This window comes from Diaphorobacter sp. LI3 (assembly GCF_022807955.1).
GTDB lineage: Bacteria > Pseudomonadota > Gammaproteobacteria > Burkholderiales > Burkholderiaceae_C > Diaphorobacter > Diaphorobacter nitroreducens.
In genome coordinates, this window is sequence record NZ_CP094346.1 from 1,968,444 (window position 1) to 1,992,731 (window position 24,288).

At 68.1% G+C, this 24,288-nt stretch carries 23 protein-coding genes; 16 read left to right on the plus strand and 7 right to left on the minus strand.

All coding sequences use genetic code 11. From position 1 onward, the window contains the following. Positions 1–31: 31 nt before the first annotated feature. Genes MRB47_RS09140 through MRB47_RS09150 form a run of 3 tightly spaced genes read right to left on the minus strand, consistent with a single transcriptional unit; the run spans position 32 to position 3,033 of the window. A complete protein-coding gene (locus MRB47_RS09140; protein WP_252102509.1) occupies positions 32–1,141 on the minus strand; it encodes a DUF72 domain-containing protein in 1,110 nt (369 codons plus the stop codon). A 3-nt stretch (positions 1,142–1,144) separates the two neighbouring features. Next, positions 1,145–1,552 (minus strand): hypothetical protein, encoded by a 408-nt coding sequence (locus MRB47_RS09145; protein ID WP_252102510.1) that lies wholly within the window; start codon positions 1,550–1,552, stop codon positions 1,145–1,147. After that, a complete protein-coding gene (locus MRB47_RS09150; protein WP_252102511.1) occupies positions 1,549–3,033 on the minus strand; it encodes an NYN domain-containing protein in 1,485 nt (494 codons plus the stop codon). The genes MRB47_RS09145 and MRB47_RS09150 overlap by 4 nt, the downstream gene beginning before the upstream one ends. A 91-nt stretch (positions 3,034–3,124) precedes the next feature. On the opposite strand from MRB47_RS09150, the gene MRB47_RS09155 reads away from it, so the two are divergent. From MRB47_RS09155 to MRB47_RS09165, 3 genes are all read left to right on the plus strand, one after another. Further along, on the plus strand, positions 3,125–5,500 hold the full coding sequence (locus MRB47_RS09155; RefSeq protein WP_252102512.1) for a Tex family protein: 2,376 nt from the start codon (positions 3,125–3,127) through the stop codon (positions 5,498–5,500). Positions 5,501–5,572: 72 nt separating this feature from the next. Further along, positions 5,573–6,397, plus strand: coding sequence for an HDOD domain-containing protein (locus MRB47_RS09160; protein ID WP_252102513.1), 825 nt, complete (start codon positions 5,573–5,575; stop codon positions 6,395–6,397). A 28-nt stretch (positions 6,398–6,425) separates the two neighbouring features. Beyond that, on the plus strand, positions 6,426–7,571 hold the full coding sequence (locus MRB47_RS09165) for a phospholipase (RefSeq protein ID WP_252102514.1): 1,146 nt from the start codon (positions 6,426–6,428) through the stop codon (positions 7,569–7,571). A 30-nt stretch (positions 7,572–7,601) separates the two neighbouring features. On the opposite strand, the gene MRB47_RS09170 is transcribed toward MRB47_RS09165, so the two are convergent. After that, positions 7,602–9,053: a PAS domain-containing protein gene (locus tag MRB47_RS09170; protein WP_252102515.1), complete on the minus strand. Its 1,452-nt coding sequence runs from the start codon at positions 9,051–9,053 to the stop codon at positions 7,602–7,604. Between the two features lie 104 nt (positions 9,054–9,157). Next, entirely contained in the window at positions 9,158–10,294 is a 1,137-nt protein-coding gene (locus MRB47_RS09175) for an iron-containing alcohol dehydrogenase (protein WP_252102516.1), read from the minus strand. Positions 10,295–10,356: 62 nt separating this feature from the next. Here MRB47_RS09175 and MRB47_RS09180 point away from each other — a divergent pair, with 62 nt between their 5' ends. From MRB47_RS09180 to MRB47_RS09190, 3 genes are all read left to right on the plus strand, one after another. Then, a complete protein-coding gene (locus MRB47_RS09180; protein ID WP_252102517.1) occupies positions 10,357–11,232 on the plus strand; it encodes a 2-keto-4-pentenoate hydratase in 876 nt (291 codons plus the stop codon). 79 nt (positions 11,233–11,311) lie between these two features. Beyond that, entirely contained in the window at positions 11,312–12,238 is a 927-nt protein-coding gene (locus tag MRB47_RS09185) for an alpha/beta hydrolase (RefSeq protein WP_172209278.1), read from the plus strand. A gap of 21 nt (positions 12,239–12,259) precedes the next feature. Further along, positions 12,260–13,123, plus strand: a complete 864-nt coding sequence (locus MRB47_RS09190) for a YbgC/FadM family acyl-CoA thioesterase (RefSeq protein WP_123675725.1) — start codon at positions 12,260–12,262, stop codon at positions 13,121–13,123. Positions 13,124–13,182: 59 nt separating this feature from the next. Here the strand turns inward: MRB47_RS09190 and MRB47_RS09195 are convergent, their stop codons facing one another. Further along, positions 13,183–14,118, minus strand: coding sequence for a YgfZ/GcvT domain-containing protein (locus tag MRB47_RS09195; protein WP_252102518.1), 936 nt, complete (start codon positions 14,116–14,118; stop codon positions 13,183–13,185). 45 nt (positions 14,119–14,163) lie between these two features. Here MRB47_RS09195 and mltG point away from each other — a divergent pair, with 45 nt between their 5' ends. The 6 genes from mltG to MRB47_RS09225 all read left to right on the plus strand — a co-directional run bounded on the left by mltG (position 14,164) and on the right by MRB47_RS09225 (position 18,749). Continuing rightward, the gene (gene mltG / locus MRB47_RS09200; RefSeq protein ID WP_252102519.1) at positions 14,164–15,165 is read left to right on the plus strand and encodes an endolytic transglycosylase MltG; all 1,002 of its coding nucleotides are present in this window, start codon (positions 14,164–14,166) and stop codon (positions 15,163–15,165) included. After that, positions 15,162–15,815 carry a dTMP kinase gene (gene tmk, locus MRB47_RS09205; protein ID WP_252102520.1) on the plus strand — a complete coding sequence of 218 codons (654 nt, stop codon included), beginning with the start codon at positions 15,162–15,164 and terminating at the stop codon, positions 15,813–15,815. The genes mltG and tmk overlap by 4 nt, the downstream gene beginning before the upstream one ends. Further along, a complete protein-coding gene (locus tag MRB47_RS09210; RefSeq protein WP_088886563.1) occupies positions 15,812–16,807 on the plus strand; it encodes a DNA polymerase III subunit delta' in 996 nt (331 codons plus the stop codon). The genes tmk and MRB47_RS09210 overlap by 4 nt, the downstream gene beginning before the upstream one ends. A gap of 16 nt (positions 16,808–16,823) precedes the next feature. Then, on the plus strand, positions 16,824–17,183 hold the full coding sequence (locus MRB47_RS09215) for a PilZ domain-containing protein (protein WP_011804989.1): 360 nt from the start codon (positions 16,824–16,826) through the stop codon (positions 17,181–17,183). A 73-nt stretch (positions 17,184–17,256) separates the two neighbouring features. Continuing rightward, the gene (locus MRB47_RS09220; protein ID WP_123675730.1) at positions 17,257–18,066 is read left to right on the plus strand and encodes a TatD family hydrolase; all 810 of its coding nucleotides are present in this window, start codon (positions 17,257–17,259) and stop codon (positions 18,064–18,066) included. Beyond that, on the plus strand, positions 18,063–18,749 hold the full coding sequence (locus MRB47_RS09225) for an ankyrin repeat domain-containing protein (RefSeq protein WP_252102521.1): 687 nt from the start codon (positions 18,063–18,065) through the stop codon (positions 18,747–18,749). The genes MRB47_RS09220 and MRB47_RS09225 overlap by 4 nt, the downstream gene beginning before the upstream one ends. 123 nt (positions 18,750–18,872) lie before the next feature. Here MRB47_RS09225 and msbA read toward each other — a convergent pair whose 3' ends face one another. After that, positions 18,873–20,657: a lipid A export permease/ATP-binding protein MsbA gene (gene msbA / locus MRB47_RS09230; protein WP_252102522.1), complete on the minus strand. Its 1,785-nt coding sequence runs from the start codon at positions 20,655–20,657 to the stop codon at positions 18,873–18,875. Positions 20,658–20,778: 121 nt separating this feature from the next. Between msbA and tolB the strand changes: the two genes are divergently transcribed. From tolB to MRB47_RS09250, 4 genes are read left to right on the plus strand one after another with little or no spacing between them, the layout of a single operon-like run. Continuing rightward, a complete protein-coding gene (gene tolB, locus MRB47_RS09235) occupies positions 20,779–22,101 on the plus strand; it encodes a Tol-Pal system beta propeller repeat protein TolB (RefSeq protein ID WP_252102523.1) in 1,323 nt (440 codons plus the stop codon). Positions 22,102–22,140: 39 nt separating this feature from the next. Next, positions 22,141–22,683: a peptidoglycan-associated lipoprotein Pal gene (gene pal / locus MRB47_RS09240; RefSeq protein WP_011804994.1), complete on the plus strand. Its 543-nt coding sequence runs from the start codon at positions 22,141–22,143 to the stop codon at positions 22,681–22,683. Continuing rightward, the gene (ybgF, locus tag MRB47_RS09245; RefSeq protein WP_252102609.1) at positions 22,683–23,468 is read left to right on the plus strand and encodes a tol-pal system protein YbgF; all 786 of its coding nucleotides are present in this window, start codon (positions 22,683–22,685) and stop codon (positions 23,466–23,468) included. Before pal ends, ybgF begins: the two co-directional genes overlap by 1 nt. Further along, entirely contained in the window at positions 23,465–24,247 is a 783-nt protein-coding gene (locus tag MRB47_RS09250) for a ThiF family adenylyltransferase (protein WP_252102524.1), read from the plus strand. Before ybgF ends, MRB47_RS09250 begins: the two co-directional genes overlap by 4 nt. The last annotated feature ends 41 nt before the right edge of the window (positions 24,248–24,288 follow it).

Below are 24,288 nucleotides of genomic sequence, written 5' to 3' on the forward strand. Positions count from 1 at the left end.
AAGATAGCTGCCAGCGCTTGCCAGTCAAGCGCTAGAGCTGTTTTTGATCATAAAGAACCACCTGTTCCGCCAGCCGCTGCACTGTCAGCGGCGCACAGCCTTCCGCGTGGTTGCTGATGGTCACGAAGGCGTTTTGGCCCCGTCCGCAGATGCCCGCCACCGTGCGCGCCAGCAGCGCCAGGTTGTCCGGATCGGGGTCGTGAATGCGGTCGTAGGGCGCGTAGCCTTTTTCAGCGGCTTCATACCCCTGCGGGCCGTGCACGGGGTTCAGGTTCCACCGGCAGACCAGTGGGCCGGGCCAGAGCCGGCGCAGCAGCGGTAGTTGCTCGGCCAGGGGCGGCAGGCGCGCGTGCAGGCCCAGGCAGTAGGTAGCGCCGCTGCTGCGCAGTACGTCGGCGAAGTGGGGAGGGTGCGCGGGCGCCAGCCATTCGGGGTCGCGCACCTCGACGGCCAGCACGGCGTCGGGCGCCGCGGGGCGCAGCGCCGGTTGGGCCAGCAAGAGCGTGCGCAGTCGCTCCAACACCTCGGGCAGGCGGTCCAGCAGGTTCCAGGGCAGCGGGCTCAGCTGGAACACCAGCGCGCCGGTGCGCTGGCCCAGCCCCTCCAGTGCGGGCGCCACGAACTCCTGGGCGGCCAACTGCGCATCCAGGAAGGCCGGGTTGGGCTCGCGTCCACGGCCGTCCTCGCTGCGCACCAGCGCGTCGGTGACCAGGCTGGGCGCCTTGACCACAAAGCGGAAGTCCGCCGACACCTGGGCCGCGTAGCGCGCATAGTCGCTGGCCGTGAGCGGGCGGTAGAAGCTCCGGTCGATGCTCACGGTGCGCATCAGCGGATGCTGGGCCAGCACGGGCAGGCCTGTGCGGGCCAGCAGCTGTTCGGAATGCGCCCCCTCCCACACCAGGCCCTGCCATCCAGGGTAGCTCCAGGAGGAGGTGCCCAGGCGCAGCGTGGGCGGCAGCCGGTTGGCGAGTGCGTGCAGATCGTCGCCCCAGGCGGCGGGATGCACGCCGGTGCGGCGGGTGGGCGACTTTTCCCGTGGGCGGGCGGGGGTGTCTTCCGGTGGTCGTGGCGGTGCTGAGGGCGATGCTGAGGGCGATGCTGAGGGTGATGGCGGCGCACCGCCAAACAGATCGTCCTGCATGGGTCACAGGCCCTTGAACAGGCCGCCCGCGTTGAGCAGGGCGTAGACGATCTCGGGGTGCCGGTCCATGCTTTTCTTGATGGCCGCAGGGATGGCCTGGCGCGTCTTGCGGCACAGACCCGGCTGCTCCTGGACCAGCACGGTGATGCCGCGCAGGCTGCGCACCTCGTTGGGGCTGGTGCCGATGGTCAGGCGCACGCCGAGCTGCTCGAACAGGCGCTGCTCCATGTGACGCAGGTCGGCCAGGCTGGTGAGGCTCTCCAGGCGCTGCACGAGGCGCTTTTCCTCGTCGCGCGTGAGGCGCAGGATGCGCACATCACCGCCGGGCGTGCGCATCAGCGCGTCGCGCTCGCACACGCAGGCGCCGGGCGGGCATTCGGTGCGGAGGGGGAAGGGAGGGGTGGGAGTCACTGCGGTGATGCGCCACGCGTGGCCCAGTCACGCAATTGCTCTTTCTGTGCGTCGTCCAGGGTCAGCTGCTCGGTCTGGCACAGATCGAGAATGCTGTTCACGAACCGTGTGCCCAGCGCATGCGCATCATTAGTGTGTTCTCCGAACATGTGGCCTCCGAGCAAGATGCCCTTGAGCACGAAGCTCACTGTGCTGCGGTTGATGGGCAGTCCAGCATCTCGGCAGCGGTCGCGCACACGCTTGCCGGTTTCGGTGAGGGAAAAGGGGTGGTGGGCGGCGTCGGCGGCAATCTGGGCCAGCAGGGCCTGGAAGGTGGGCGGTGGCAGAAGCGGCATGCCGGTGGCGGCGTTGACCTGTCTCAGCAGTGGCAATAGATCGCCATCGCGGCCCCACTCCACCAGCCCATTGTTCTGTTGTTGCGGGTGCAGAACGTGGCCGCCGCCATTGGTCCAGTCGACACGCAATGGTGCCAGCGAGAGCGCCTCCAGCAGCTTGCGAAACGATCCCTTGCCGCACCAGTCGGATGCAGCCACTCCATACTGGTCGATGATCGCCTGGGCCAGCCGCCCGCAGGGCACGGGCGCCTTCGCCTTGACCACTTCGGCGCGCACCAGTTGGGCGATGGCGGCCAGGGTGTTTTGGTCCGGGACGGGTAGGGCGCCCGTGGGTACAGAAGGGGTGTGGCGTGCGGGGTCGAGCACCACGCCTGATTTCCAGTCCACAACGAGTGGGGCCAGGCGCAGTGAATCCACCAGCTTACGAAAACTGCCCAGCCCAGCCCAGGTGACAGCATCCAGCCCGACCACTTGGATTGGCGCCTTGCTGGCCAGCCATGGCAGGGCCACAGGCCTGTCCGAATGGGCCACGGACTGGCTGATGAAACGGGCCGCAGCCTGGATGAGGCTGGCCTGCGATGGAGCGGGTGACATGGGTGGCGCTGATACGGCGGCGGGTGTTTCGGTCTCCTCGCGGCGCAGCGCTTCGCGCAAAAAGGCATCTTGGTCGATCAGCAGGTCAGCACTGGCCTGGTATGCCGCCGAGGGAAATCCGATTGCCAGCACAGTCGTGCGCCTGTCCCAGCGGCGCAGCTTGCGCAGCACGGGCGTGAAGTCGGCGTCCGCTGACAGCACGATGAACTCGTCGTAGTGCACCTGGTGCTGCAGCAGATCCACGATATCCAGCACCATGTGGATGTCGGTGCTGGTCTTGCCGCCGCTGGTCATTGCGGGGCAGTCGATGATCTCAAAGCCGGCGCGGTTGAACGCGGGGCGAAAACGTTGGTACACCTGCGGGTTCAAGTAGCAGCGGCGCACCAGCAGGCGCCGCGCGCCTGCTGGTGCGTGTGGTGGAGGCTCTAGCGATTGGGCAATCCAGTGCATCCATGACTGTGGTTGGGAGGCGAAATGGTCGGCCGCTATGGGATCCAGCCGGCGCAGGCCGGAGAAAACATTGTCGAAATCGACGAACAGGGCGCTTTTCATGCGGGGGACAACGAGTTGGACGCGGCCATTTTGGCCCATGGCCCTGTGGCAAACTCGCGCGCTTCGTGTTTTGACCCGTCTCAGAAGGCACATGCAGCAGATCGTTCGGCAGTTGGCCGCAGAAATCAAAGTCACCGAATCCCAAGTCCGCGCAGCGGTGGAGCTGCTCGATGGCGGGGCCACCGTGCCCTTCATCGCACGCTACCGCAAGGAGGTGACCGGCGGCCTGGACGATGTGCAACTGCGCGAGCTCGAAGCGCGCCTGGTCTACCTGCGCGAACTGGAAGACCGCCGCGTGGCCGTGCTGAAAAGCATCGACGAGCAGGGCAAGTTGACCGACGCATTGCGCGCTGCCATTGCTGCTGCTCCAACGAAGCAGGAGTTGGAAGACATCTACCTGCCGTTCAAGCAAAAGCGCCGCACCAAGGGCCAGATTGCCAAGGAATTCGGCATCGAGCCCCTGGCCGACAAGCTGCTGGCCGATCCCACGCTGGACCCGCACGCCGAGGCCCAGGCCTTCTGCCAGCCCGCCACCACGCTTGACGACGGCAAGCCGGGGCCCGATTTTTCGACCACCTCCGCCGTGCTCGACGGCGTGCGCGACATCCTGTCCGAACGCTGGGCCGAGGACGCCGTGCTGGTGCAGTCGCTGCGCGAATGGCTGTGGGCCGAGGGGCTCTTGCGCAGCAAGAAGGTGGAGGGCAAGAACGAAAGCGACCCCGAGGTCGCCAAGTTCCGCGACTACTTCGAGTACGACGAGCCCATCGGCCGCGTGCCCTCGCACCGCGCGCTGGCGGTGTTCCGTGGCCGCGCGCTGGAGATTCTGGAAGCCAAGCTGGTGCTGCCCGTGGAGCCCGAGCCGGGCCAGCCCAGCATTGCCGAGGGCAAGATCGCCCTGCACCTGGGCTGGAGCCACCAGGGCCGCAAGAGCGACGACCTGCTGCGCAAGTGCGTGGCCTGGACCTGGCGCGTGAAGCTCAGCCTGTCCACCGAGCGTGACCTGTTCTCGCGCCTGCGCGAGGAGGCCGAGAAGGTGGCCATCAAGGTGTTTGCCGACAACCTGCGCGACCTGCTGCTGGCCGCGCCCGCCGGCCCGCGCGCCGTGATGGGGCTGGACCCCGGCATCCGCACCGGCGTGAAGGTGGCCGTGGTGGACCGCACCGGCAAGCTGGTGGAGACCGCCACCGTCTACCCGCACGAGCCGCGCCGCGACTGGGACGGCAGCCTGGCCACGCTGGGCCGCCTGTGCATGAAGCACGGCGTGCAGCTCATCGCCATCGGCAACGGCACCGCCAGCCGCGAAACCGACAAGCTGGCGGCCGAGTTGATTAAATTAATGCAAAAACAGGCGGTAGACCAGGCGGGGAAAGCGCTACCAGCTATTGAAAAGATAGTGGTGAGCGAGGCTGGCGCCTCGGTGTATTCCGCCAGCGAGTACGCCAGCCAGGAAATGCCCGACGTGGACGTGAGCCTGCGCGGCGCCGCCAGCATTGCGCGCCGCCTGCAGGATCCGCTGGCCGAGCTGGTGAAGATCGAGCCCAAGAGCATCGGCGTGGGCCAGTACCAGCACGATGTGAACCAGAGCGAGCTGGCGCGCACGCTGGACGCCGTGGTCGAGGACTGCGTGAACTCCGTCGGCGTGGACCTGAACACCGCCAGCGCGCCGCTGCTGGCGCGCGTGTCGGGCCTGTCGGGCAGCGTGGCCAAGGCCGTGGTGCGCTGGCGCGAGCAGCACGGCGCCTTCAGGAACCGCAAGCAGCTCATGGAAGTCAGCGGCCTGGGCGCCAAGACTTTCGAGCAGGCGGCGGGCTTCTTGCGCATCCGCGATGGCGACAACCCGCTGGACATGACCGGCGTGCACCCCGAGACCTACCCCGTGGTCGAGCAGATCATGGAAAAGACCGGCAAGCCGGTGGCCGAGCTCATGGGCCGCGCCGAGATGCTCAAGACGCTCAAGCCCGAGCTGTTCGCCAACGAGAAGTTCGGCGTGATCACCGTACGCGACATTCTGGGCGAGCTGGAAAAACCCGGCCGCGATCCGCGCCCCGACTTCAAGGTGGCGCGCTTCAACGAGGGCGTGGAAGACATCGCCGACCTCAAGGAAGGCATGGTGCTGGAGGGCACGGTGAGCAACGTGGCCCAGTTCGGCGCCTTCGTGGACCTGGGCGTGCACCAGGACGGGCTGGTGCACGTGAGCCAGCTCAGCCACAAGTTCGTGAATGACGCGCGCGAGGTCGTCAAGACCGGCGACATCGTCAAAGTGAAGGTGCTGGAGGTGGATGCGGCGCGCAAGCGCATCAGCCTCAGCATGAAGCTGGACGCCGCACCCGCGCGCCGCGACGGCCCGCGCGACAACCGCTTCGAAGGCGCGGGCCGTGGCTACGCCCCGCCGCGCCGCGCGGCCGAGCCGGCGCAGCCCTCGGCCATGGCCTCGGCCTTCGCCAAGCTGCAGCAGGGCAAGCGCTGAAGCGCTGCCCGTAAACAACCGTAAGAGTTGCATGGATAATGGCCCGACTTTCCTGTCTGGGCGATCCGATCCATGGAGTTGAACGCACTGCTGGCGCAGCCCATCACGCTGCCCAGCCTGCCACGCGCGGTGGCGCTGCTGATGAACGAGCTGAGCGCGGTCGAGCCCAACCTGCGGCGCCTGAACCAGCTCTTCGGCACCGACCCTGCACTGGCCGCACGCCTGCTGGAAGAGGCGAACACGCCCCCATTCGCCGCGCAGCGCCAGATCGGCGGTATTCCTGAGGCGCTGGCGCTCCTGGGGGTGTCCCAACTGCGCGCGCTGGTGGCGTCCGCGCCGCTGGGGACCACGTCGCGCTCGGTGCCGGGGATGAACCTGCAGCACTTCTGGCGCTACAGCCTGCACACGGCCAAAGTGGCACGCGCGCTCGCCGGGCTGGTGCACCACAACCAGATCGCCGCCTACACGGCCGGCCTGCTGCACGGGGTGGGCGAGCTGGCCATGCACCTGGCCGACGCGGGCCGAATGCAGACCCTCAACAGCCTGGTGGGCCCGCTGGACCTGCGCCGCGCCCGGCTGGAGCAGCACCTGTGCGGCTACTGCTACGCCCATGTGAGCGCGGGGCTGGCCTGGCGCTGGCAGTTGCCCGAGACCGTGGTGGACGCGCTGCGCCACCACCATGCGCCGTTCGACAACGATGTGTACGAGCCGCTGGCGGGCGTGCTGCACCTGGCCGCGTGGCGCGCCCGCGCGCGCGAGGCAGGGCTGGATGCGCGCGACCTGGCGGGGTCTTTCCCCGGCGAAGTCGGCATCGCGCTGGGGTTGGACATCGACATGGTGCTGCAGCAGGACCCGATTGACTGGAAGGTCCGCCCCGACGCGGGCGATTACGTGTGAGCCGGCGCATGCGTGAGGCGGGGGCGTGATGAAGGCGCTGTGCATCCATGCCGGTCCGCAGGCGCTGCGGCACATCGGGCGCCATGGCCTGGCGCCGAGCGACGTGGCCGTGATTCCCGCGGCCGCGGGCGGTCCGAAGGGACTCATCCTCGGCCCGCTGGACCGGTTTGTCTTTGGTGAATGGCTGGCGCAGTCGGCACAGCCGGTGGACCTGGTGGGCGCCTCCATCGGCGCGTGGCGCATGGCCACGGCGTGCCTGGATAACAGCCTGCCGGCCTTCGAACGGTTGGAGCACGACTACATCCACCAGGAGTACGAGCTGCCCCCTGGCGCGCGCCGCCCCACGGCGGACGCGGTGAGCGCGCAGTTCGGCCAGAACCTGCAGGCCTTTTTTGGCGGCCGTGTGGACACGGTACTGGGCCATGCGCGCTACCGGTTGCACATCATCGCCGCGCGCGGGCGCCACCTGCTGGCGCGCGAGCACCGCTGGGCCACGCCGCTGGGCTACCTGGGCGCTTTCGCCAGCAATGCGCTGCACCGCCGCGCGCTGGCGCTGTGGCTGGACCGCGTGGTGTTCTCCACCGCTGCGCCGGGCGCGCTGCCGTTTGACGTGCGCGACTTCCGCACCCACCAGGTGGCCTTGACCCCGCAGAACTTCATGCCCGCGCTGCAGGCCAGTTGTTCCATTCCCTTCGTGCTGCGTGCCGTGCACGACATCGCTGGCGCACCGCGCGGCGCCTACTGGGACGGGGGCATCACCGACTACCACCTGCACCTGCGGTATCAGGTGCCAATTGCTATTAAAAATATAGCTGATACCGCTTTACCCGCGGGCGCTGCAGGCCAAAACGGCTTGGAAAGTGCGCCGGGGATCGTGCTCTACCCGCACTTCCAGCACCGCGTGGTGCCTGGCTGGCTGGACAAGGGGTTGCCCTGGCGCCACCGCGCCACGCCAGCGCTGGACCGCATGGTGCTGCTGTCGCCCCATCCCGACTGGGTGCGCAGCCTGCCCGGCGGCAAACTGCCGGACCGCACCGATTTCACCCGCTACGGCACCGACACGGCCGCGCGCGCCCGTGCCTGGAGCACCGCAGCGGCGGCGGCGCAGCAGCTGGCGGACGAGTGGGCGCAGTGGCTGCGGCGGCCCGATCCCGCTCGCGTCCAGCCGCTGTGAGCGTGTCCGCCGCGGCGTGCCGCGGCAACGTCACCGGGGGCGAAAGACCAGTACGTGGCCCGCGGCGGTGCCGTCGGGCGCGTGCACGGCCGCCACGGAGTAGTCCACCGTGCGCGGCGCACCCGAATGGCAGGCGAGGATCGCGGTGGCCGCGGCGCCCGCGCCGTGCGCAGCATGCCCCTGCGTTCCCGAGGCGGCGAGCACGGAGTGCGGTGGCTCCAGGCGAAAGACCTCATCGACGTGGCGGCCGACCGTCTGCCCCTGCGCGAGCCCGATGACCCGCTGGGCCGCGCCGTTGATCGTGCGCACGAGGCCCTGCGCGTCCATGGTGATGACGCCATCGGCCACGGCGTCCAGCGCGGCCTCCGCACACGCGCGGTCGGCGCGCTCTGCCTGCAGTGCCTGGGTGTGCTCCGTCATGTCCACCAGCACGCCGATGGTGCCGGCGGGTACGCCATCGGGCGCGGTGAAGGTGGCGTGGTAGCAGGCCATCTCGTGCGGCACGCCCTGCAAGGGGCGTACGGTGGTCTGCCATCCCGAGGGCCGGTCGGACAGCCGCTGGGCCAGGACGATGGAGGAGCCCACGCCGTCGGCCCAGAGCTGGTCCAGCGTGCCCGCGACGGTGGAGGGGCGGGAGGCATTGAGCAGTTCGCGCCAGGCCTTGTTGGTCTCCAGGTGCGCGCCATCCGCGCCCAGCACGAACAAAGGCAGGGGCAGGGCGTTCACCAGCTGGCGGCGAAAGTGCAGTTGCTCGTTCTGCTGCCGCTGGGTTTCCTGCAGGGACAGCACCAGGGACTGGACCTTGCCCGCCATGTCGTTGAAGGTGTCGGCGATTTCGCGCGCCTCCAGCGTGCCCGTGCGGCGTATGCGCGCGTCCAGGTGGCCTTGCTTGAAGCGCTCCGCCGCGTGCCGCATGCGGTCCAACATGCGGTCGTTCGCGCGCAGGATCAGGGTCAGCAGGAGCAGGATGGTGAAGATGTTCAGCGCCGTGATGCGCAACTGCGTGGCCATGGCGCTCCAGGCGCGGTCCACGTAGTGCTGGGGCCACAGCGCCAGCGCCAGCTGCCCCGTGCGGCCGTCCGCCAGCCGGTGCGCCACCGTGTGGCGCGGGGTGGGCAGGTCCAGTAGCTGCACGAACCACGGCGGCGCCTTGGTGGGCGGCATGGCGTTGCGCAGGTCGACGGCCGGGCGGGAGGGCAGTTCCCAGCGGATGGACTGGACCGGTGCGTCCGCGACCTGCGCTGCCTGGCGCAGGCGCTCCTGCGCTGCAGCATTGCCGGCAGGCTCGTCCAGCACCTGCAGCACGGCGTACGCGGCTGCCTGCAGCTCTGCGCGCATGCGCAGCTGCGCCTGCTCACGCTCGGCGCCCACCAGCGCGTGGTAGCGCACCAGCGTGACCACCACCATGATCAGCACAATGGGAACGTACAGGCGCGGGTAGGTGCCTTGCGTCAGCCATTTGGAGAGCGGGTGTGTGCGCATGCGGTACGCGACCCCGCCGAACCGGCGGAATGCGTGTTAATAAATGTTAAGCGCACCAGTGTAGCGGGGCCGCCGGGCGCCTGCTCGGCGGACGCTGCCGCGGGTCAGAGCGACTGGACCAGCATCTCCCGGTAGTCGTCCGGCGTGGCCAGGCGGGGGTTGGTCTTGTGGCAGTGGTCGGCCAGGGCACCCTTGATCACGTCGTCGAACACGGCGTCGGTCACGCCCATGGCCGCCAGGCCCGTGGGTAAGCCCAGGCGTGCGCTCATGTCGCGGATGGCATCGGGGATGTCGCTGGCGGAGGCCAGGCCCATGGCATGGGCCATGCGCTCCAGGCGGCGCTCTTTGCGCACCGATTCGGCCTGCGCGTTGAAACGCACCACGGCGGGCAGGAACACGGCGTTCAGCGTGCCGTGGTGCAGGCGCGGGTTCAGCCCGCCCAGGCTGTGGCTCAGGGAATGCACGCAGCCCAGGCCCTTCTGGAAGGCCATGGCGCCCTGCATGCTGGCGCTCATCATGGCCAGGCGCGCGTCGCGGTCCTGGCCGTCGCGCGTGGCGGCCTCGATATGGTGCCAGCCGCGCTCCAGGCCATCGAGCGCAATACCGTCCGCCGGCGGGTTGAAGGCGGCGGACATGAAGGTCTCCATGCAGTGCGCGATGGCATCCATGCCCGTGGCGGCCGTCAGCAGGGGCGGTAGGCCCAGCGTGAGGCCGGGGTCGCAGATGGCGGCCTTGGGCACCAGGTGCCACGAGTGAAAGCCCAGCTTGCGGTGGTCATCCACGATGATGATGGCGCCGCGCGCCACCTCGCTGCCCGTGCCGCTGGTGGTGGGCACGGCGATCAGCGGCGCGGCGGCTTCGGTGATGCGCGGCGAACCCCCCTCGATGGTGGCGTAGTGCGTGAGCGGGCCGTCGTGCGTGGCGGCGATGGCGATGCCCTTGGCGCAGTCGATGGCGCTGCCACCGCCCACGGCGATCAGGCCGTCGCAGCCCTGGGCCTTGTAGAGTTCCACGGCCGCGCGCACGGCCGCCTCGGTGGGGTTGGAGGGCGTCTGGTCGAACACGGCGACGTTCAGGCCGGGCAGGGCGTCCAGTGCCTGCTGCAGCACGCCGGCGGCCTTCACGCCGGGGTCGGTGACCACCAGGGGGCGTGTAATGCCGATGCGCTCGCATTCTGCTTTGAGCAGGCGCACGGCGCCGAATTCGAACTGGATCTGGGTGACGTAGTAGATGAAAGCCATGGTGTGCGAAAGAGAGGGAGTGCCAGTAGGATCGCCCGACACACTACAACCAGGAGACACGCATGACCATGAAGCAAACCCTCATCGCCCTGGGCGCGGGGGTCGCCTTGGCGACCGGCCTGGGCGCCCAGGCCGAGTGCCTCAGCGATGCTGCGGTGGGGGCGATGGCCTCGCACTACGCCGCCAAGACCCCCGCGCCCAACTTCCCGGCGCTGTCTGACGCCGACGGCGCCTGCACCCGCGCCAAGTTCAATGCGCTGCTGGGCGCCCGGCTGGGCAAGGTGGTGGGCTACAAAGCCGGCCTCACCAACCCCGCGGTGCAAAAGCGCTTCAACACCGACAAGCCGGTGTGGGGCAAGCTGTACGAGGGCATGGTGCGCCCCGGCGGCAGCACCGTGCCCGCCGCGTTTGGGGCGCGCCCGCTGTACGAGGCCGACCTGCTGGTACGCGTGAAGGATGCGGCCATCAACCACGCGCGTACGCCCGAGGAGGTGCTGCAGCACATCGACCAGGTGATCCCCTTCATTGAACTGCCCGACCTGGTGGTGCAGGCGCCGCCCCAGCTCAACGGCGCCGGCGTGGGCGCGGTCAACGTGGGCGCGCGCCTGGGTATCGCCGGGCAGCCTATCGCCGTGCCGGCGACGCGCGGCGAGCGCTATGCGCTGCTGGACGCGCTGGAGCGCATGACCGTGCAGCTCACGGACCATTCCGGCGCGCTGCTCGCCAGCGGCAAGGGCAGCGATATCCTCGGGCATCCGCTCAACGCCGTGGTCTGGCTGGCCCAGGCGCTGCAGCAGGAGGAGATCACGCTGCAGCCCGGCGACCTGGTGAGCCTGGGGTCGTTTTCTCCGCTGCTGCCCCCGCGCGCCGGCCTGAGCGTCACGGCAACCTATCTGGGCCTGCCCGGCGCGCAGCCGGTGCAGGTGCACTTCCAATAACCCAAGGACTTTTCCGTTGACGACGCCCGGTTCCGCTTCCCATGTGCCTTCCCCCCACCACGCGCGGCTCACGCCGCAGATGCGCAACGTCATCGACGGCATGGCGCGCGCCGGGCGCCCCCCACTGCACACCCTGAGCCCTGCACAGGCCCGCGCTGCCTATGAACTGGGTGCCGGGGTGCTGGAGCTGCCCAAGGCGGCCTTGCCGCGCGTGGAAGACCTGCGCATCCCCGCACGCGACGGCACCCCGTTGCCCGCGCGCCTGTATGCACCCACGGCCTCTGACGCGCAGGCGCTGCCGTTGCTGCTGTACCTGCACGGTGGCGGCTTCACCATCGGCAGCATTGCCACCCACGACGTGCTGTGCCGCGAGTTGGCGCGGCTGGCCGGCTGTATGGTGGTGTCGCTGGAATACCGGCTCGCGCCCGAGCATCCGTTCCCCACGGCCAGCGACGATGCGTGGGACGCGCTGGCCTGGCTGGCGCAGCACGCCACCACGCTGGGCGCCGACCCGTCGCGCCTGGCGGTGGGCGGCGACAGCGCAGGCGGCACGTTGGCCGCGGTGTGCGCTCTGCAGGCGCGCGATGCCGGGCTGCCCCTGGCGCTGCAGTTGCTCATCTACCCCGGCACCACGGCGCACCAGGACACGCCCTCGCACACCGAGTTCGCGCACGGCCTGGTGCTCGAACGCGCGGCCATTGGCTGGTTTTTCGACCAGTACATCCCCAGCCGCGCCGAGCGCGAGGACTGGCGCTTCGCCCCCTTGCTCGCGCCCGACGCCGAGGGCGTGGCGCCGGCCTGGATCGGTCTGGCCGAGTACGACCCGCTGGTGGACGAGGGCGTGGAGTACGCGGACAAGCTGCGTGCTGCGGGCGTGCCGGTGCAACTCGAGATCTACCGCGGCGTGACGCACGAATTCATCAAGATGGGTCGCGCCCTTCCCGAGGCGCGCCAGGCCCATGCCGATGCTGCCGCCGCGCTGCGCAGCGCCTTTCAACTCGACTGATCCCTTCGACGGAAACACGCCATGCAACGCTCTGACTTTCGCTGTTTTCACCGCCTGCGCGTGCGCTGGTCAGAGGTGGACATCCAGAAGATCGTCTTCAATGCCCACTACCTCACCTACGCTGATTGCGCCATGACCGAATACTGGCGCGCGCTGGCGTTGCCGTACGAAACCGGCATGCAGGCGCTGGGCGGCGAGGTGTACCTCAAGAAAGCCAGCGTCGAGTACCACGCCTCCGCCCGGCTCGACGACCTGCTGGACGTGGGCATGCGCTGCGCGCGCGTGGGCACCACGTCGCTGGTGTTCGAGGCCAGCATGTTCGCTGGCGATCGGCTGCTGGTGACCGTGGAACTGGTCTATGTGTTTGCCGACCCCGCCACGCAGACCAAGCGCGCGGTGCCGCCCGCGCTGCGCGCGATGATCGAGCACTTCGAGGCCGGCGGCGAGATGGTGGAGCTGCGCGTGGGCGACTGGGCCACGCTGGGGCGCGACGCCACGGCGCTGCGCACGGCGGTGTTCGTGCAGGAGCAGGGGATTGCACCCGAGATCGAGCTGGACGCGCTGGACGCCACCGCCGTGCACGCCGTCGCCTACAACCGCCTGGGTCTGCCCGTGGCGACGGGCCGACTGCTGCAGGATGCGCCGGGCGAGGCGCGCATTGGCCGTATGGCAGTGGACCGCGTGTTGCGCGGCCAGCGTTGGGGCCGCATGGTGCTGGACGCACTGGTGCAGGCGGCACGCGCGCGCGGCGACGCGCAGGTCACGCTGCATGCCCAGTGCAGCGCCGAGGCGTTCTACCGCCGCGCGGGCTTTGAGGCGGCAGGCCAACCGTATGAGGAGGCGGGCATTGCCCACATCACCATGCGGCGCAGTCTGCAGGGCTGACTGCTTCTTTATTGATAGCTGCTAGCGCTTGTCAAATAAGCGCTAACGCCTGTTTTTGCTTAAATGTCTTCCAGCAGCGCGTAGGGCAGCGGCAGCAGCGTGAGCGCCACGCCATCCGCTGCGCCCACCCGCAGGGCGCCGCCCGTGGCTGCGATCTGCAGCGACACCAGCGCATCCACGCCGCCGGTGGGTGCGGTCGCAACCTGCACCACCGTGCCCACGGGCTGTTCGGCGTCACCGTCGGCAAACACTTCAGCACCCACGGCCACGGCCGAAGGGGCATGTGCCAGGTAAGTGCGCCGCTTGAGCGTGCCGCGGAACTGGCTGCGCGCCACGACCTCCTGGCCGGGGTAGCAGCCCTTCTTGAAGTTCACGCCGCCCACGGATTCATAGTTCAGCATCTGCGGCACGAAGGCCTCGACCACGGGCGCGGTCAGGGTGGCGATACCGCTGCGCACCTCGCTCCACAGCCACAGCGCTTCGGTCAGGGCTGCGCCAGCGGGCGCGGCGCTGCCAGCGGGCGCTACCCACAGCGCGCGCGGCTGCCCTTCGGCGGGGTAGATCTGCACCACGCTGGCATCCCCCACATCGGCCTTGGCCCAGGGCTCGCCAGCGGGTAGCACGGCGCGGGCGGCGTCGCCCAGCAGGCCGTACAGCGCAAAGTCGCCGGTGGCATCGGTCAGCTGGGCCTTGGCGCGCATCACGAACATCGACAGCCGCTTGAGCGCGGGCGCCAGCAGGTCGCGGGCGCAGACCAGTAGTACCTCGGCCTCGCTGCACTTGAAGGCGATGAAGCTGGCCTGCATGCGGCCTTTGACGGTCAGGAACGCCGCCAGGCGGGCGTGGTGCAGATCCAGCAGCGCGAAGTCCTGCGTCAGCTGGCCGTGCAGGAACTTGGCGGCGTCTTCACCGGCCACGCGGATCACGCCAAGGTGGGACAGGGGGACTACGCCGTCCGCAGGCAGGGACGGGGGCACTGGCATGGAGTCGGTCATGGCTGAATTATGATGCCCGGCTTCTTTCATACAGGCTGCAGGGTTGTGCGTCGTTTCCTCGCATTGGTGTTGCTCATCGTGATCGCCGTGGGCGCCGTGGCCGCCTGGTGGCTGCAGGCGCCGTTGCCGGTGCGCGCGGACGTGCCCGCCGGCCAGCCGCTGGAGCTGGAGATCGAGCCTGGCACCACGCCACGCAGCGTGGCCCGCGCGGTGGTGCGCTCGGGCATGGCCACGGATGCGGACGTGCTGTTCCTGTGGTTCCGGCTGTCGGGCAAGGACCGCGAGATCAAGGCCGGCAACTACGAGATTCCCCAGGGCACCAGCCCCTACGCGCTGCTGCAGAAGCTGGTGCGCGGCGAGGAGGCATTGCGCGCCGTCACGCTGGTGGAAGGCTGGACCTTTCGCCAGGTGCGTCAGGCGCTGGCGCGGGCCGAGCAGCTCAAGCCCGACAGCCAGGGCCTGAGCGACGCGGACATCATGGAGCGCCTGGGCCGCGCGGGCGTGCCCGCGGAGGGGCGCTTCTTTCCCGACACCTACACTTATGCCAAGGGCAGCAGCGACATTGCCGTGCTGCGTCGCGCGCTGCACGCCATGGATCGCCGCCTGGACGCGGCCTGGGCGCAGCGCGCGCCGGACACGCCGCTCCAATCCGCCGACCAGGCGCTGATCCTGGCGAGCATCGTCGAGAAGGAAACCGGCCGCGCCGAAGACCGCGCGCAGATCGCCGGCGTGTTCAGCAACCGCCTGCGCGTGGGCATGCTGCTGCAGACCGACCCCACGGTGATCTACGGCCTGGGTGAGAAGTTCGACGGCAATCTGCGCCGCCGTGACCTGACCGCCGACACCCCCTACAACACCTACACACGTGCGGGCCTGCCGCCCACGCCGATTGCCATGCCCGGCAAGGCGGCGCTGTTGGCCGCGGTGCAGCCCGCGCCCACCAAGGCGCTGTACTTCGTGGCGCGCGGCGACGGTTCCAGCCACTTCAGCAGCACGCTCCAAGACCACAACCGTGCGGTGAACCGCTACCAACGCGGCCAGAAATGACCAACGGCGCATTCATCACCTTCGAGGGCATCGACGGCGCGGGCAAGTCCTCGCACATCGATGCGCTGGCCCAGGCGCTGCGCGCTGCGGGGCATACCGTGACCCTGACGCGCGAGCCCGGCGGCACACCGCTGGCCGAGAAGCTGCGCGAGATGCTGCTGCACGACAGCATGGACGCGCTGACCGAAACGCTGCTGGTGTTTGCCGCACGGCGCGACCATCTGCGCTGCGTGATCGAGCCGGCGCTGGCACGCGGCGAGGTGGTGTTGTGCGACCGGTTCACCGATGCCACCTTTGCCTACCAGGGCGCAGGGCGCGGCTTCGATCTGGAGGTGCTATCGTATATGGAGCGCCTTGCGCAGACTGGTGTTGGTCTGCAGCCCGATTTGATGCGAAGCCCGGACCTCACGCTGTGGTTCGACGTGCCACCTGAGGTGGCCGCGCAGCGTTTGTCCGCCGCGCGCGCGCCCGACCGCTTCGAGTCGCAGCCCGTGGAGTTCTTCACCCGCGTGGCGCGCGGCTATGCCGACCGCGCCGCGGGAGCGCCGCAGCGCTTTGCGCGCATCGACTCGTCGCAGCCGCGCGAGCAGGTTGCCGCGCAGCTGCGTGCCGTAGTGGCCGCACGCGGCTGGCTGGCGCAGACGCCATGAGTGCGGTCGCCCCCTGGATCGCCGCGCAGCGCCAGGCGCTGCTGGCCCAGCGCGGCCACGCGTGGCTGCTGCAGGGCCCGTCCGGCCTGGGCCAGTACACGCTGGCGCTGGAGCTGGTGCGCGCCTGGCTGTGCGATGCGCCCACCGCGCACGGCGCCTGCGGCCAGTGCGCCAGCTGCCATGGCATCGATGTGCATACGCATGCCGACCTGTGCGTGCTCATGCCCGAAACGCAGGCGCTGGCCCTGGGCTGGCCGCTGCCCGAGAAGGCGCAGGCCGAGATCGAGGACAAGAAGCGCAAGGCCAGCCGCGAGATCCGCGTCGAGGCCATGCGCGACGCGGTGGAGTTCGCCCAACGCACCAGCGGGCGCGGCCGCGGAAAGGCCGTGCTGGTCTACCCGGCAGAGCAGATGAACCATGTGACGGCCAACGCGCTGCTCAAGACGCTGGAGGAGCCGCCGGGCGACGTCCGGTTTGTGCTGGCCACCGAGGCCGCGCACGAACTGCTGCCCACCATCCGCAGCCGCTGCCTGGGGCACACCCTGCAGTGGCCCGATCCGGCCCAAAGCCAGCAATGGCTGGTAGAGCAGGGCGTGCCCGCTGATGCGGCCGAGGCCTTGCTGCGCGCCGCCGGCGGCCGGCCTGACGACGCACTGGCCCTGGCGCGTGCGGGCCGCAGCCCGCAGACCTGGGCGCTGCTGCCCAAGGCCGTGGCGCGCGGCGACGTGTCGGCGCTGGCCGGGCTGGAACCCGCACAGGCCGTAGATGCCTTGCAAAAGCTCTGCCACGATCTGCTGGCGCAACGCGTGGGTGCACAGCCGCGCTATTTCTCGCCCGCCGACTTGCCCGCGCCGCCCGGCGTGGGGCCGCTCACGCGTTGGTCGCGCGCCCTCGCCAAGGAGGCGCGCACGGCCGAGCACCCCTTCAACGCCGGCCTGATGCTGGAGTCGCTTGTGGCGCAGGCGCGCCACACACTAAACTCGCGCCATTGAAAGCCTTCTACGACCTATGAGCAGTCCCTCCACCGCGCCGCGCCCCAGCGTCATGCAGCTGAACATCAAGGAAAAGGCCGCGCTGTACGCGGCCTATATCCCGTTCTTCGAAGAGGGCGGCATCTTCGTGCCCACGGCGCGCGAATACAAGCTCGGCGATGATGTGTACGTGCTGCTCACGCTGCCCGACGACCCGCAGCGCTACCCCGTGGCCGGCCGCGTGGCCTGGGTGACACCCGCGCGCGCCGCGGGCAACCGCACGCAGGGCGTGGGCATCCAGTTCCCCAAGGACGAGAAGTCGCGCCAGCTCAAGCACAAGATCGAGGAAGTGCTGGGCTCGGCCCTGGCGTCTGAACGGCCTACGCAGACCATCTAAGGGCAACCCTTCGCGGGCCCCGCAGGATGCCGACCGCGCCCGCCGGTCGGCATTTTTGTTTTTCGAGACCACCATGTTTGTCGATTCCCACTGCCACCTGAACTTTCCCGAACTCATCAGCCAGTTGCCGCAGATCCGCCAGGCCATGGCCGAGGCGCAGGTGGACCGCGCGCTGTGCATCTGCACCACGATGGAGGAGTTCTCCGCCGTGCACGCGCTGGCGACCGGCTATGACAACTTCTGGGCCACGGTCGGCGTGCACCCGGACAACGAAGGCGTGGCCGAGCCCTCCGTGCAGGACCTGCTGGAGCGCGCAGCGCTGCCGCGCGTGGTGGCCATCGGGGAGACGGGGCTGGACTACTACGGCATGGACGACCGCAAGGGCGGCCGCAGCATTGCCGACCTGGAGTGGCAGCGCGAGCGCTTTCGCACGCACATCCGCGCTGCGCGCGCGGCGGCCAAGCCGCTGGTGATCCACACGCGCAGCGCTTCGCAGGACACCCTGGCCATCCTGCGCGAGGAGGGCGAGGACGGCGCGGGCAACCGTGCGGGCGGAGTGTTCCACTGCTTCACCGAAACCGCCGAGGTGGCCCGCGCGGCGCTGGACCGGGGCTACTACATCTCGTTCTCGGGCATCGTCACGTTCAAGAACGCGCAGGACCTGCGCGACGTGGCCGCCTTTGTGCCCATGGACCGCCTGCTCATCGAGACCGACAGTCCGTATCTGGCGCCGGTGCCTTACCGGGGCAAGACCAACAACCCGTCTTATGTGCCCTACGTTGCCCAGCAGCTGGCACAGGTGAAAGGGCTGAGCGTCCAGCAGGTGGCCGAGGCAACCAGCCGTAACTTCGAGCAACTTTTCTTGAGCAAGGAGGCAGTATGAAGAGCCTGTTGCAGCGTCGCAGCGCCCTGGCGTGGCTCGCCGTGGTTGCCGCCGGCACCGCGGGGCTGGCGCATGCCGGCGCGTACGACGATTTCCTGCGTGCCATCGCGCGCGACGATGCCGCCACGGTGGCTTCGCTGCTGCGCCGCGGGTTTGACCCCAACGCGCGCGATCCCAAGGGCCAGCCCGCGCTGATCCTGGCCCTGCGCGAGGAAGCGCGGCAGGTGGCCGAGGTGCTGATCGCCGCCAAGGGGCTGAAGGTGGAGGAGCGCAATGCCAAGGACGAAAGCGCGCTGATGATGGCCGCGTTGCGCGGCAATCTGCCCGCTGCGCGCGGCCTGATCGCGCGCGAGGCGGACGTCAACAAGACCGGCTGGGCGCCGCTGCACTATGCCGCCGCGAGCACCACGGCCGATGCCGCCGCCATGGTGGCGCTGTTGCTGGAGCATCACGCCTACATCGACGCCGCATCGCCCAACGGCACCACGCCGCTGATGATGGCCGTGCGCTACGGCACGGCGGATGCGGCGCGCCTGCTGATCAGCGAGGGGGCCGACCCATCGCTGAAGAACCAACTGGGCCTGTCGGCCGTGGATTTCGCCCTGCGCGCCGACCGGCAGGACATGGTGCAACTGGTGGCGGAGGCCGTACGCCGCCGCCAGCCGGACCGCGGGAAATGGTAGGCCCCTGGGCACGTATGCTATGAATAACGGAGCTGCTGGCGCTTGTCAGCTGGCGGTTTCATGCCAAAATAGTGCCGAATCGCTTGCAGGGTAAGCGCAAGCAGCTATTGTTTTTGGTAGTCGTCACGCGCCGCCATGTGCGCGCAGGCGCGCGTACAGGCCGCCCCGGGCCAACAGCTCCGCGTGGGGGCCCTGCTCGACGATGCGCCCTTGCTCCATGACCACCACGCGGTCCGCGTATTCGATGGTGGAGAGGCGGTGGGCAATTACCAGCGTGGTGCGCCCCTGCATGAGGCGCTGCAGGGCCTGCTGTACCAGGCGTTCGGATTCGGTATCCAGTGCCGAGGTGGCCTCGTCGAGGATGAGCACCGGAGCGTCGCGGTAGAGCGCCCGCGCGATGGCCAGCCGCTGCCGCTGTCCGCCCGACAGCTGCGTCGCGTTGTGCCCCACCACGGTGTGCATACCCTGCGGGAGGCTGGCCACGTACTCGGCGAGGTTCGCTGCGTCCAGACAGTGCTGCACACGTTGCTCGTCCACGGCAGCGCCCAGCGCCACGTTGGCGGCGATGCTGTCGTTGAACATCACCACGTCCTGGCTCACCATGGCGAATTGCGCGCGCAGGCTGGGCAACGCCCACTGGTCGGTCGCCACGCCGTCCAGCAGCACCTGGCCGCTGCTGGGGCTGAGAAAGCGCGGCAGCAGGTTCACCAGCGTGGTCTTGCCGGCACCGGAGGGGCCGACGAACGCCACCACTTCGCCCGGGCGGATGTCCAGGCTCACGGCGTCCAGTGCGGGTGCCTGGTCGGGACGGAAGGACACGGTCACGTTGCGCAGGGCAATCGCCCCCTGGGCGCGCTGCGCGGTGTGCGTGCCGCCTGTCTCGGCCGGCGCCTCGTGCAGCAGGGCCAGACCCCGTTCCAGCGCCGCCACGCCGCGCGTGATGGGGTTGGCGATGTCGGCCATGCGGCGGATGGGCGCTATCAACATCAGCATCGCCGCGATGAACGAGGCGAAACCGCCCACGGTCACGTCCTTGGCACCGTTGCCATGGCTTTGCCACAGGGCGATGCAGATCACGGTGGACAGCGCGCCCGCGGACAGCAACTGCGTGGTGGGCGTCATGGCGGCCGAGGCGATCGTGGATTTGATGGCCAGGCGGCGCAGGCGCTGGCTCAGCGTGTCAAAGCGCGCGGCCTGCTCGGCCTGGGCGCCGTGCAGGCGTACCACACGGTGGGCCAGTACGTTCTCTTCGACCACATAGGCCAGGTCGTCGGTGGCCTGCTGGCTGCTTTTAGTGATCTTGTACAGGCGCCGCGAGAGCGTCTTCATCACCCAGGCCACCCCCGGCACCAGCACGGCCACGATCAGCGTGAGTTGCCAGTTCAGGTAGATGAGATAACCCAGCAGGGCGACCAGCGTGAAACCATCGCGCGACAGGCCCAGCAGCGCCTGGACCAGCGAGGTGAACCCGGTCTGCACCTCATACACCACGGTGTTGGACAGTGCGCTGGCCGACTGGCGATGGAAAAGCCCCATGTCCGCAGCCAGCAGCCGCTCGAACAGCGCCGTGCGCAGGCGCAGCATGCCCTCGTTGGCGATGCGCGTGAGGGCGTACTGTCCCGTGAACTGGGCCAGCCCACGCACCAGGAAGACGCCGATGATGGCCACGGGAACCATCCACAGCTCCAGCGATCCTTCTGTAAAACCCTGGTCCAGCAATGGTTTGAGAAGCGCGGGAATCAATGGCTCGGTAGCGGCCGCGACGATCGTCGCCAACACCGCCATGGTCCATGCCAGCCGCTGGTGGCCGAAGTACGGATGGAGCCTGCGCAACCGCTCCCACAGCGAAAGAGACTGCGGAGCTTGCTGCAAAGTGGTCTTTGGCGCGCTATGATTCGAATCTTGCATGAGGGGCGGATTCTACGTTTCGGCTATTGCAGACCGGCACAGTTTGTCACATGGCACGCTACGCTATGTGTAACATGCGAGGCTCTGTTTGCCGGCATTTGACGGTTATTCGATGGTTCCAATGACTATTGACCGCATCCCCAATACCCCTTCCTTCCGCACGGCTCTGCCGCACCTTTCGCGGCGCCACGCCGTTGCAGCCTTGGCTGCCAGTTCCTCCCTTTCAGCGCTTGCGCAGTTCCGTGTGGAAATCACGGGCGTAGGCCTGACGCAACTGCCCATTGCGATCGCACCGTTCCGTGGTGAACCGCAGTCGCCGCAGAAAATATCCGCCATCGTCCAGGCTGACCTGGAGCGCAGCGGGCGCTTTTTGGGCGTGGACGCGTCGGGTGTCGCGCTGGATGAATCGTCCCGTCCCGATCTGTCCCTGTGGCGTCAGCGCAAGGCCGACGCACTCACCTCCGGCAGCATCACGCGCTTGGCCGACGGCCGTTTCGACGTCCGATTCCGCTTGTGGGACGTGGTCAAGGCGCAGGACTTGGGCGGCCAGAGCTTCGTGGTCACGCAGGCCGACCTGCGTCTGGTGGCGCACCGCATTGCCGACTTCGTCTACGAAAAACTCACGGGCGAGCGCGGTATTTTCTCCACCCGCATTGCGTATGTGACCAAAGCCGGCTCGCGCTACAGCCTTTGGGTGGCCGATGCGGACGGCGAGAACGCGCAGTCAGCGCTTTCCAGTCCTGAGCCGATCATTTCTCCCGCATGGGCGCCCACCGGGACCCAGCTGGCTTACGTATCGTTCGAGTCGCGCAAGCCGGTGGTGTACGTGCATGACGTGGCCACAGGCCGCCGCCGTTTGATCGCCAATTTCCGTGGCTCCAACAGTGCCCCTGCTTGGTCGCCCGATGGCCGTACCTTGGCCGTGACCCTCAGCCGCGACGGGGGCTCGCAGCTCTACACCATCGACGCCAACGGCGGTGAGCCGCGCCGCCTGATGCAAAGCAGCGGCATCGACACGGAGCCCGTGTTCTCCAGCGACGGCCGCAGCATCTACTTCGTCAGCGACCGTGGAGGTTCGCCCCAGGTGTACCGCGTGGCAGCCAGCGGGGGAGGCGCGGAGCGCGTGACGTTCAACGGGTCCTACAACATTTCACCCAGCATCAGTCCCGATGGTCAGTGGTTGGCCTACATTTCCCGCGTGGGCGGCGCCTATAAGCTGCACGTGATGGATTTGAAGTCGGGCAGCGTGACGGCGGTGACCGACACCTCCGCCGATGAAAATCCCAGCTTTGCTCCCAATAGCCGCCTGATCGTCTACGCCACGCAGCAGCAGGGTCGCGAAGCCCTGATGACCACCACGCTGGACGGCAAGATCAAGGCGCGTCTGGCGGGGCAGGGTGGGGATATCCGCGAGCCCGACTGGGGCCCGTTCCAGAACAAATAAGTTTCCGTTTTTCGAACAACTGCTCTTCAGGAGTCATTAATGAACCGTTTCCCCTTCAAGCGCGTGTCCCTGGCGCTTTCCATCGTCGCCCTCATGGCAGGTTGCAGCTCCGGCGTCAAACTGGATGATGTGCCGGTCGAAGACCGCGGCGCTACGTCCACTGCCCCGGGCGCCAACTCGGGCAGCACGGGCCAAAGCGGCGTGGCTCCTGTGGACCTGTCCCAGTCGGGCCGGGACGCTGCGGGTCCCGTTGGCGTGGCGCGCGTCATTTACTTCGACTTTGACAGCTTCATCGTCAAGCCTGAGTTCCAATCCGTGTTGGAGGCCCATGCTCGCTTCATGAAGGCGTCTTCCGCCCGCAAGGTCGTGCTGGAGGGCCATACCGATGAGCGCGGTGGCCGCGAGTACAACCTGGCGCTGGGCCAGAAGCGCGCGGAAGCCGTGCGCCGCTCGTTGGGGCTGCTGGGCGTGCAGGACGCGCAGGTGGAGGCGGTGAGCTTTGGCAAGGAAAAGCCGGCGGTGCAGGGCCACACGGAAGACGCGCACTCGCAAAACCGCCGCGTTGAGCTGTCGTACCGTTGATGCCGCGCATGTCTTTGCTCCTGCGCCCGCGGGCGCTGGGCGCGGCGGCGCTGGCCACCGCTGCCTGCTGGTCGACCCCCAGCTATGCATTGTTCGAGGACAGCGAGGCGCGCCGTGCAATCCTTGAGATGCGCCAGCGTGTCGATGCATTGACACAGGCCAGCCAGCGTGCGGGTGAACGGTCCGGTGATGAGGTCTCGCAACTACGGCGCAGCCTGCTCGACCTACAGATGCAAATCGAGGCATTGCGCACTGAACAGGCGACACTGCGTGGTCAGAACGAGCAGCTATTGCGCGATGTCGCAGAGCTGCAGCGCCGTCAGAAGGACATGGCACAGGGTGTCGATGAGCGGTTGCGCCAGTTTGAGCCCGCGACGGTGACGCTGGACGGGCGCGAATTCCGGGCTGATCCTGCAGAGAAGCGTGATTTCGAGGCGGCCTTGGCGCTCTTCCGTGCAGGTAAGTTTGGTGAAGCGTCCAACGCTTTCAGCGGCTTCGTGCGCCAGTATCCACAGTCCGGTTATGTACCGTCTGCCCGTTTTTGGCTGGGCAATGCACAGTACGCCACGCGTGATTACAAAGAGGCCATCAACAACTTCAAGGCTCTGTTGTCGGCGGCGCCAGACCATGCGCGCGCTCCCGAGGCGGCCCTCTCGATTGCCAATTGCCAGATCGAATTGAAAGATACGCGGGCTGCGCGCAAGACCCTGGAAGACTTGCTGCGCGTTTATCCGCAGTCGGAAGCGGCAGCCGCTGCGAAGGAACGCCTGGCGCGCCTGAAGTGATCACATCCGTTGACGACACGCCAGACTTGGAGCGGCGCTTCGCAGGGCTGGAACGCCTGTTCGGGCAGGAGGGCGCCGCACGCATTCGGTGCGCGCATGTTGCTGTGGTCGGAATTGGCGGCGTGGGTTCTTGGACAGCAGAAGCACTCGCGCGCAGCGGCGTCGGAGCGCTCACGCTGATTGACCTGGACCATGTGGCCGAGTCGAACGTCAATCGGCAAATTCACGCTCTGACCACGACCATAGGCCAAGCCAAGGTACGCGCCATGGCCGAGCGCATTGCCCTGATCAATCCGGCATGTCGGGTGAACTGCGTTGAAGAGTTCGTGGATGCACAGAACTGGCCCACTCTGTTGCCATCTTCGGTGGATGCACTGGTGGATGCATGCGACCAAGTAAACGCCAAGGCCGTAATGGCAGCTTGGGCCGTCTCCACGCGGCTGCCTTTCGTCACGGTAGGTGCTGCCGGGGGCAAGCGTCACGCATATAAAGTCGAGGTAGAAGATCTGGCGTTTACCACGCACGATCCTCTGCTGGCCCAGCTGCGCTATCGCTTGCGTAGGAACCACGGCGCGGCCCGAGAAGGCCGCAAAATCGGCGTCACCTGCGTCTATAGCAAGGAAGCGGTATCAAAGCCACACGCGTCTTGCGGCGTCGGTGAAGGCGACGGATCCCTGAATTGCCATGGTTATGGCTCATCGGTCGCCGTCACGGCCACATTTGGTCACTGTGCAGCGGGATGGATTCTCGACAAGTTGGCGGAAAGGTCGAAGACCTAAAAATCACGCTATAATCTTTAGCTTTGCTACCGAGAGGTGGC

What these genes read in the sequence shown, in the direction of transcription:
- MRB47_RS09140 (WP_252102509.1), bottom strand. Translation starts at nt 1,141, where the DNA reads ATGCAGGACGATCTGTTTGGCGGTGCGCCGCCATCACCCTCAGCATCG.
- MRB47_RS09150 (WP_252102511.1), bottom strand. Translation starts at nt 3,033, where the DNA reads ATGAAAAGCGCCCTGTTCGTCGATTTCGACAATGTTTTCTCCGGCCTG.
- MRB47_RS09155 (WP_252102512.1), top strand. Translation starts at nt 3,125, where the DNA reads ATGCAGCAGATCGTTCGGCAGTTGGCCGCAGAAATCAAAGTCACCGAA.
- MRB47_RS09160 (WP_252102513.1), top strand. Translation starts at nt 5,573, where the DNA reads ATGGAGTTGAACGCACTGCTGGCGCAGCCCATCACGCTGCCCAGCCTG.
- MRB47_RS09165 (WP_252102514.1), top strand. Translation starts at nt 6,426, where the DNA reads ATGAAGGCGCTGTGCATCCATGCCGGTCCGCAGGCGCTGCGGCACATC.
- MRB47_RS09170 (WP_252102515.1), bottom strand. Translation starts at nt 9,053, where the DNA reads ATGCGCACACACCCGCTCTCCAAATGGCTGACGCAAGGCACCTACCCG.
- MRB47_RS09175 (WP_252102516.1), bottom strand. Translation starts at nt 10,294, where the DNA reads ATGGCTTTCATCTACTACGTCACCCAGATCCAGTTCGAATTCGGCGCC.
- MRB47_RS09180 (WP_252102517.1), top strand. Translation starts at nt 10,357, where the DNA reads ATGACCATGAAGCAAACCCTCATCGCCCTGGGCGCGGGGGTCGCCTTG.
- MRB47_RS09185 (WP_172209278.1), top strand. Translation starts at nt 11,312, where the DNA reads ATGCGCAACGTCATCGACGGCATGGCGCGCGCCGGGCGCCCCCCACTG.
- MRB47_RS09190 (WP_123675725.1), top strand. Translation starts at nt 12,260, where the DNA reads ATGCAACGCTCTGACTTTCGCTGTTTTCACCGCCTGCGCGTGCGCTGG.
- MRB47_RS09195 (WP_252102518.1), bottom strand. Translation starts at nt 14,118, where the DNA reads ATGACCGACTCCATGCCAGTGCCCCCGTCCCTGCCTGCGGACGGCGTA.
- tmk (WP_252102520.1), top strand. Translation starts at nt 15,162, where the DNA reads ATGACCAACGGCGCATTCATCACCTTCGAGGGCATCGACGGCGCGGGC.
- MRB47_RS09210 (WP_088886563.1), top strand. Translation starts at nt 15,812, where the DNA reads ATGAGTGCGGTCGCCCCCTGGATCGCCGCGCAGCGCCAGGCGCTGCTG.
- MRB47_RS09215 (WP_011804989.1), top strand. Translation starts at nt 16,824, where the DNA reads ATGAGCAGTCCCTCCACCGCGCCGCGCCCCAGCGTCATGCAGCTGAAC.
- MRB47_RS09220 (WP_123675730.1), top strand. Translation starts at nt 17,257, where the DNA reads ATGTTTGTCGATTCCCACTGCCACCTGAACTTTCCCGAACTCATCAGC.
- MRB47_RS09225 (WP_252102521.1), top strand. Translation starts at nt 18,063, where the DNA reads ATGAAGAGCCTGTTGCAGCGTCGCAGCGCCCTGGCGTGGCTCGCCGTG.
- msbA (WP_252102522.1), bottom strand. Translation starts at nt 20,657, where the DNA reads ATGCAAGATTCGAATCATAGCGCGCCAAAGACCACTTTGCAGCAAGCT.
- tolB (WP_252102523.1), top strand. Translation starts at nt 20,779, where the DNA reads ATGACTATTGACCGCATCCCCAATACCCCTTCCTTCCGCACGGCTCTG.
- pal (WP_011804994.1), top strand. Translation starts at nt 22,141, where the DNA reads ATGAACCGTTTCCCCTTCAAGCGCGTGTCCCTGGCGCTTTCCATCGTC.
- ybgF (WP_252102609.1), top strand. Translation starts at nt 22,683, where the DNA reads ATGCCGCGCATGTCTTTGCTCCTGCGCCCGCGGGCGCTGGGCGCGGCG.